Below are 8202 nucleotides of genomic sequence, written 5' to 3'. Positions count from 1 at the left end.
AGGCTGTGACGCCAGCTGAATTTGAAGAAATAGCAAGTATCGCAGAGAAGATGAGAGAGATTGCTTATGGGAAATAGTGCAGAATCTGATCTTATTAAATTACTCGCTGCACTCGGTGAAAAGCAGGCGAAAGGTCAGGGCGTATTCATAGAAGAAAAGAAATATGGGCTGATTGGCGGTAGTGTAAGTCATAGCCTGTCAAAGAAGTTACATGGACTTATAGGTGGCTATGCATATAGTCTGATTGAGCTACGAGATGGTACAAGGCTAGGTGAAGTCTTGCATATGGCAGGATTTTACGGATTCAATATAACTAATCCATACAAAGAAGCGGTTATGGAGTACCTAGATGAACTATCTGAAGAGGCGGATGAGATACAGGCTGTTAACACCGTGAAGGTGCTTCCAGATGGAAAGCTCAAGGGCTACAACACAGATTATCTGGGGCTTATGAAGCTGTTTAAAGCTGAGGTCGTGAATGGCAAAAAAGTTGCGATTCTAGGAACAGGTGGAGCGTCGCTATCTGCTGCGTATGCCATGAAAAAACTAGGAGCTCGCGATATCGTAAGAATTTCTAGAGGGTGGGAGTTATCTCCTGAAGATAATAGCGAAAGCGCATGTAGTTCGCGAAGAAGTAGAGATATATGCAGATATGATGATGTCTGCTGGCGAGATGCTGAAATCATCATAAATGCCACTCCTATAGGTATGTTCCCTGATAATGGGAAATCGCCACTGGATGCATATGATATTAAATTGGCGGATTTAGGACATGCAGAGATCGCAGTTGACCTAATATATAATCCGCATAGAACTAAATTTATGCAGGATGCAGAGGCAGAGGGAATTAAAACAATTGGTGGTCTGGGCATGCTGATATGGCAGGGTATATATGCCAGAGATATCTGGGAAGGCAGAGAAATGGAAGCGGATTATTTGCTTGCTGCATCCGTAATGGAGAGGCTTCTGAGGGAACAGCTTAATCTGGTTACTGTTGGAATGCCGGGCAGTGGCAAATCATCAATATCGAGGCAGGTGGCTCTTGCTATGAAACGGAAATTTGTAGATATAGATAGAGAGGTATCACGCGACGAAGAATGTCATATAACAGAGATAATTGAACGGATTGGAATAGATGCATTTAGAGACTTGGAGAGCAATAAACTTAGAGAAGTGTGTGCCGGAAACTATCAGGTGATTGCAACTGGTGGGGGCTCAATTCTGAGGGAAGAGAATAGAGAGATAATCCGCGAAAACAGTGTTGTCATATATATAGATAGACCTACTAATCTCCTGGCTACAAAGAACAGACCCCTCAGCCAAAGCAAAGGCGTGCATAACCTCTATAAAGAGAGAGCTAAACTATATCGGGATATAGCTGATATTAAGATAAACAATAGGTTTAAGTTTGGAAGAAAGAAACATATTGCAGATAAGAGCAAGACATTTAACAAGAAGAGGAGCTCAAACCCGAAGCAATCGCAGTATATACGTGATATAAGAAGATTTGCCAGAAGTGTTGCAAAGAGATATAAGCTGCATATCCGTGATATTGTTGAAAGAGACATCTATGGTGTTGGCAGATAGAATCATAAGCAGATAAGGAAAACGACTCTCAACTGAAAGTCGTTTTCCTTTATATTATATAATTGTTGAAACTATTGACCGAAATGTTGATTTGCATTTAAGCTTTAAGGTTTAGAACAATTTTAGTCCAAAGAAGGTGTTGAGCTGACCTATAAGTATGAAGAATGTGAATACAGGTGCAATCCACTTTAGACAGAATCTGTAGAACTTCTCAGACTTGAACTCTGAACCAACGTGTACTTCTTCAGGAAGTATATCTGTGTGGATCCATCCAAATATGATTGTCGTGATGAATGCACCGAGTGGCATCAGCAGGCCCTCGGCTAAGAGGTCAAATCCGTCTAGCCAGCTGAACTTTCCAAACATTGGTGGAAGGTACTTTCCAAGGCCGTCGTACGCAACGAGTAGACCCATACAGAGACAAACTAGTCCGAATCCCCAAGCGAGCTTCTTACGCTGATTTCCGTAACCCTTATTGATACCATAGTCGATGAATGAACCGATGATCGCTTCAAGTACTGACATCGAGGATGTGATAGCTGCTATTACAACGAGTCCATAGAATAGAACTCCGAATATAGGACCAAGCTTGCCCATGCCGTTAAATACTGTCTGTAGAGTCATGTACAGAAGTCCGGCGCCGCCCTGTGGGTTCTGTCCGCTTGCGAACACTGCTGGCATGATAGCTAGACCAGCCATAAGTGCGATAATTGTATCTGCAAAAGGTATGATCAAACTGCTCTTCTCGATGTTCTGATCCTTCTTCATGTATGAACCATAAGTTACAAGGATGCCCATACCGAGTGATAGTGAGAAGAATACCTGACCACCTGCTGCAGCAAGAACTGTTATCCAGCCTGTGCCCTTAAATACTTCAAAGTTAGGCTTGAATAGGAATGCGATTCCTGCAGAAGCACCAGGAAGTGTAACGCTTCTGATGATGATTACAACGAGCATTGCGAATAGTGCAGGCATAGCTACCTTGTTGAACTTTTCGATTCCCTCAGATAGACCACGCGCTACGATTGCTATTGTTAGTACGAGGAACACTGTCGTATATATCGCTGACTGTGTCTGGTCTGCTGCGAGCTTTGTGAAATACTCAGGCCCAGAGACACCGTTTACACCCCAGCTTGCTCCGAAGATATCACCGAGGTTAGCGACAGTATACTTTAGACAATATCCACCTAGATATGAGTAGAATCCGAGAATGAAGAATGGAGCGAGTGCACCAAACCATCCGACGATTGTGTATTTCTTACTAATTTCTCTATAAGCGAGGATGATCGAGCTGTGAGTCTTTCTTCCTAGAGAAAGCTCAGTCATAATCAGTACGTATCCTGCAAATACTGCTAATAATAGATAAAGTAGTAAGAAGGCAAAGCCTCCGTTCATTCCAAGCTTATACGGGAATCCCCACATATTACCGAGTCCAACGGCAGAACCTATAGCAGCGAGCATAAAGCCCATTGAGCTACCCCAAGATTCTCTTTTTACTTTCTTTTTAGGCATTTTGTTCCTCCGATTAAATTTCTCTTTTCGAATGATGGTATTATACAAGAAAATTAAATACATTGTCAATAAAAACAAAAAATAAACTTAAATTATTGATAATAATACAAATTCGTATATCTGTGGTTGTAAAAAAATTATTATAAATAAAATATGTATACTAGGAAATAAATAAATTACTAGTTGACATACTATACGATGAATGCTAATATTACATCATCACATTAGCGCTTCACTGTACTAAATTACAAAAGCGGGGCGGCTAGTTTAAGAATCCACGGCTTATGATTATTCTCTACATGTATTACATATATACAGTAGAGAAATGATTTTACTCCGAGTGCCGAGGACTAGCAGAAAGAAGCGTATATTTAAAGGAATTATTTTAAAGAGTTATTTAAGAGTTAGGGATGTAATGGAGAAGAACGATGAAGGACAAAATGATTAAAAAAAGAGTAGTTAAAATTTTTGCTCTAACATTAGCAACAATTACTGCGATTGGACTCACAAGCTGTGGTTCGAAGTCTAAGTCAGATCTCGAATATGTTAAGGACAAGGGAACACTTGTGGTTGGACTTGATGACACTTTTGCACCTATGGGGTTTAGGGATAAAGATGATAACCTTGTGGGATTTGATATTGACCTTGCTAAGGTGGTTGCTAAGAAGATGGGACTTAAGATTAAATTTCAGCCTATCGACTGGGCAGCTAAGGAAGGTGAGCTAAAGGCTAAAAATATTGACTGTGTATGGAATGGCATGTCAGCAACGACTGATAGACAGAAGAGCATGTCTTTATCCAATAAATATTTGAAAAATAGGATCCTTATCATGTCTCTAGATCCTAATGTAAAGGTAAATAGTGCAGCGGATCTTAAAAACATAAAGATTGGTACACAAGCTGATTCGGCAGCGCTTGAAGCGATTAAGAAGAGCGATAACTACAAGGATTTTAAGGATAACGTATCTGAATATAAGACTTACGACGAAGCTATACTAGATATGAAGGCTGGCCGCATTAAGGCTGTTGCTATCGACGAAGTTTATGCAATATACAACAACAAGAATAAGGATACACTTTATGAATCTCCATTTAACTTCGGCGCTGACTACTATGCAGTAGGGTTCCGCAAGGGTGACAAGAAGCTAACTAAAGAATTTAACAAAGCCTTTAAGGAAGTTATTGATAGCGGCGAAGCACAGCAAATCAGTGAAAAGTGGTTCGGCAAGAACTTGGTTGTTTTTGAGGGATACGATAAGTAAATACAAAATAGCCAATGTCTTAGGGCATTGGCTATAGATTTTAAAGGAGATTACGATGGCTTATATTCGAGAGATTTTACCGATTATGATGAATGGAGCGATGATTTCACTTAAGCTGTTTGCATTGACGCTAATTTTGTCACTACCACTCGGGTTGCCTATTTGTCTAGGTGAACAGAGCAATATTGCGCCAATCAGATGGGTCTGTAAGACGTTCGTATTTATTTTTAGAGGCACTCCACTGATGCTGCAGCTGTTCTTCTTCTATTTCTTTTTCCCTATTCAGCTTGGAATCCGCATGGAAGCATTTCCAACAGCTGTGATGACATTTGCTATCAACTATGCGGCATACTTTGCGGAGATTTATAGAGGTGGATTTAACAGTATAGACAGGGGGCAGTACGAAGCGGCATATTCACTCGGATTCACACACCGCCATACACTTGCTAAGGTCGTAATTCCACAGATGTTTCGCATCGTAATACCTCCTATTTCCAATGAGGTTATCACGCTTATCAAGGATACTGCACTCGCCTCGACAATTACACTCGCTGAGATGATGAAGGTGTCTCAGGGAATGGTTAATCGCGATGGATCATTGATGCCGTACGTTCTCGCGGCCGGAATATACCTGGTATTTACATTCATCATGACTCTCGGACTTGGTAGAGCAGAGGCTAAATATTCACAGTACTAGACATTTATTTGTTTTTTTAATCAGTACGATAAGTAAATTAAAACTATAATTTGCACGTAAATGAGTACAATGTCAGTTAGTTGTGCTACAATATAAATAATTTAAAAAATAATTATGTATTTTTACAGAAAGAGATGCGAAGTATGAAATTAAGCAGAAATTCACAGGCGATTGAGTTCTCGCCAATCAGAAAATTCAGCCCTATTGCAACTGAAGTCAAAAAGTCTGGGGTAAAAGTTTACCATCTCAATATCGGACAGCCTGATGTAAAGACTCCTGATTGTTTTATGGATGCCGTTCGTGCATTTGACGCAGACGTTCTTATGTACCAACAGTCTCAAGGAGACATCAAGTTTTTAGAGTCCATTTGTGACTACTATAAGAGAGAATATGATGTCGAATATAAGCCAACTGATATCGTGGTTACAATGGGTGCATCCGAAGCCCTCACTATGACATTTACGACGATACTCGATCCTGGTGATGAGATACTAATTGCTGAGCCTTTCTATAGTAACTACCAGACATTCGTGCTTACGAGTGGTGGTATTATTAAACCGATTCCAACAAGCTCAAAGGATGGATATCGTTATGCATCTAAGGAGAAACTGGAGTCAGCTCTGACTCAGAAGACGAAGGCAATTGTCTGTATCAACCCGGGAAATCCAACCGGACTTGCATTGACTGCTGAAGAGATGGATGTCGTTGCAGACTTCGCCATTGAAAATGACCTCTGGCTTATCGCCGATGAGGCATATAGAGAGTACGTGTACGATGGTATGAAACCGCGCAGCTTTGCCAATATAGATAGACTCAAGGATAACTTAATCGTAATCGATTCAGTATCTAAAAGATTTTCTGCATGTGGAGCTAGAATTGGATTCGTAGTATCTAAGAACGAAGAGTTTATGACGGGAGTTATAAAACTCGCTCAGTCAAGGCTTTGCGTTTCAACACTGGATCAGATTGGTTCGACAGAACTCTTCAAGCTGCCTAGTTCGTATTATGAGGAGATGAACAAGGAATACCGCAACAGAAGAGATGCTGCATATGAGGAAATTATGCAGATTCCAGATGTAATCTGTCACAAGCCCGGTGGCGCATTCTATATGATGATTGACCTGCCAATCGAAGATGCTGAAGACTTCCTGATGTTCCTGCTTACTGAATACAGAGATAACAACGAGACAGTTATGTTCGCACCTGCAAGTGGATTCTATGGAACCCCTGGCAAGGGCAAGAGTGAGATTAGGATTGCTTATGTGCTCGAGAGCAATTATATCAAGAGAGCATGCCAGCTAATCCGTACAGGTCTCGAAGCATACAAGACTAAGAATGCTTAATAACTTAACTTTTAACTAATATATATTCTAGATTGTCATATATGCAATTCAGCCAAGACCGCCCCAAATTGGAGCGGTTTTTCTATGTTTATAATGAGATAAAATAGGCTTAAGAGTGTATAATATAACAATATACGGTGATTTATAGCGGCAAAATCGCTTGAATTATAAAGTGAGCCTCAGAGAGTATAGATATGGCAAAAGCAAATTATAAAAAGAAAATGAATAAAAATAAGATTGAGCTTCTCGTACCGGCCGGCGGAATGGAGCAGTTTCTAGCGGCTGTAGAGAATGGGGCAGATGCGATATATGTTGGAGGGAAGTTTTTTAATGCTCGTGCTGGGGCTCATAACTTTAAAGAAGAAGAACTCATACTGGCTCTGGATTATGCGCACAAGCGAGGCGTAAAGGTGTATGTGACTATGAATACGCTTCTCAGTGATGATGAGCTTGAACCAGCGCTTAGATACGCATCTTTTCTTCACGATTCTGGAGTCGATGCGATAATAGTTCAGGATATTGGGTTTGGGGAGCTGGTACGTAAAGCGCTGCCAGAGCTCGAAATGCATATGTCTACACAAGCGACTATCACAGATGCAAATAGCGCAAGGGTAGCTCACGAGCTCGGTTATAAGCGCGTAGTGGTAGCTCGTGAGCTGACGCTGTCAGAAATCGAGGATATATGCAGAACCGGATCAGATGGCGCCTCGGATTTTGAGGTTGAAGTGTTCGTGCACGGCGCCATCTGCATATGCTACTCCGGTCAGTGCCAATACAGCAGATATTACGGCGGCCGGAGTGGTAATCGGGGAAGCTGCGCGCAGCCCTGCCGCCTCGCATATACGAGCTATGGCGAGGACGGCAGGCGGCTCGCGGCAGCGAGCCACCCGATGAGCCCGCGTGACATGTGCCTGCTCGACGAGCTCGGTGGGCTCATCGCTGCTGGCGCAGCTTCATTCAAGATCGAGGGTAGGCTCAAATCGGCTGAGTACGTAGCAATCGTGACTTCTATATATCGCAAATACATAGATATGTATCTAGAGGAAGGATATATAGAAGTTTCAAATGATGATAGAGATGCGCTGCTTCAGATATTTAATAGAGGTGAATTTACAGATGCCTACCTGAAGGGCGAAAGTGGAGCTTCTCTCATGTCTGGCGACATAGTCAAGAATCAAGGTCTGGAGATAGGGAGAGTCGTTGCCACCAAGAAGGGCTCGACACTAGTGGATATAGAGGGCACTAGAGAGCTGGCAATTGGAGATGGAGCCGAGATATATGGCAGAGGCGATGTTCCTCTATCAAGCACGGTGCTGAGCTACGTTAAGGAGCTGGGTGCTGGCAGGTATAGAATTGGAGATTTTAGAGGAAATATATCGGCTGGAGATATTGTGCGGAGAACCTCCAGAAAGTCACAGCTCGAAGCAGCCAGACAGACTTTCAAGGGCGCAGCATTTCTTGATGAAGAAGACACTAGAAAGGTAAAGCGCCGCCGTAAGATCGATATGACCTTACAGATAGAAGGTAATTCTTTAGTTCTCAAAGCGAATACAGTGAAGCTACCAGATGATGACAGATGGCCTAGCTGTGAGCAACAGACCGTATCCGTGGAAGCTGGACCCTTTGATTTCGATTATGAAAGTCCAACTCCGCTTGCGAGATATGAATCAGCTCTTGCCAAGACAGGAACGACTCCGTTTGAGCTGAGTGAACTCCGAATAATCGGTGAGCCTGTAATCAGAGTAAGAACTTCGGAGCTTAATTCGCTTCGTAGACAGTGCCTAGCTGAGCTTAGCAAGAC

6 protein-coding genes are annotated in these 8202 nt (G+C 42.1%); 5 read left to right on the top strand and 1 reads right to left on the bottom strand.

Going from position 1 to position 8202, the window contains the following annotated elements; translation table 11 throughout:
- Positions 1–66: 66 nt before the first annotated feature.
- Complete coding sequence (locus AXF17_RS08715; protein WP_094234677.1) at positions 67–1587, top strand: shikimate kinase; 1521 nt, start codon at positions 67–69, stop codon at positions 1585–1587.
- 111 nt (positions 1588–1698) lie between these two features.
- Here AXF17_RS08715 and AXF17_RS08710 read toward each other — a convergent pair whose 3' ends face one another.
- On the bottom strand, positions 1699–3099 hold the full coding sequence (locus AXF17_RS08710) for a sodium-dependent transporter (protein WP_094234676.1): 1401 nt from the start codon (positions 3097–3099) through the stop codon (positions 1699–1701).
- Positions 3100–3527: 428 nt separating this feature from the next.
- Between AXF17_RS08710 and AXF17_RS08705 the strand changes: the two genes are divergently transcribed.
- The 4 genes from AXF17_RS08705 to AXF17_RS08690 all read left to right on the top strand — a co-directional run.
- Entirely contained in the window at positions 3528–4361 is an 834-nt protein-coding gene (locus tag AXF17_RS08705; protein WP_237049044.1) for an amino acid ABC transporter substrate-binding protein, read from the top strand.
- Between the two features lie 55 nt (positions 4362–4416).
- Positions 4417–5058 carry an amino acid ABC transporter permease gene (locus AXF17_RS08700; RefSeq protein WP_094234675.1) on the top strand — a complete coding sequence of 214 codons (642 nt, stop codon included), beginning with the start codon at positions 4417–4419 and terminating at the stop codon, positions 5056–5058.
- A gap of 143 nt (positions 5059–5201) precedes the next feature.
- Complete coding sequence (locus AXF17_RS08695; protein WP_094234674.1) at positions 5202–6401, top strand: pyridoxal phosphate-dependent aminotransferase; 1200 nt, start codon at positions 5202–5204, stop codon at positions 6399–6401.
- A 194-nt stretch (positions 6402–6595) separates the two neighbouring features.
- On the top strand, positions 6596–8202 hold a 1607-nt coding region (locus AXF17_RS08690; RefSeq protein ID WP_207651558.1), incomplete at its 3' end, for a peptidase U32 family protein.

The organism is Mogibacterium pumilum (assembly GCF_002243385.1).
GTDB classification, from domain to species: domain Bacteria; phylum Bacillota; class Clostridia; order Peptostreptococcales; family Anaerovoracaceae; genus Mogibacterium; species Mogibacterium pumilum.
Note: the sequence above shows the minus strand (reverse complement) of the source record. Positions and strands in the feature narration are given on the sequence as shown.

What these genes read in the sequence shown, in the direction of transcription:
- AXF17_RS08695 (WP_094234674.1), top strand. Translation starts at nt 5,202, where the DNA reads ATGAAATTAAGCAGAAATTCACAGGCGATTGAGTTCTCGCCAATCAGA.
- AXF17_RS08715 (WP_094234677.1), top strand. Translation starts at nt 67, where the DNA reads ATGGGAAATAGTGCAGAATCTGATCTTATTAAATTACTCGCTGCACTC.
- AXF17_RS08700 (WP_094234675.1), top strand. Translation starts at nt 4,417, where the DNA reads ATGGCTTATATTCGAGAGATTTTACCGATTATGATGAATGGAGCGATG.
- AXF17_RS08710 (WP_094234676.1), bottom strand. Translation starts at nt 3,099, where the DNA reads ATGCCTAAAAAGAAAGTAAAAAGAGAATCTTGGGGTAGCTCAATGGGC.
- AXF17_RS08705 (WP_237049044.1), top strand. Translation starts at nt 3,528, where the DNA reads ATGAAGGACAAAATGATTAAAAAAAGAGTAGTTAAAATTTTTGCTCTA.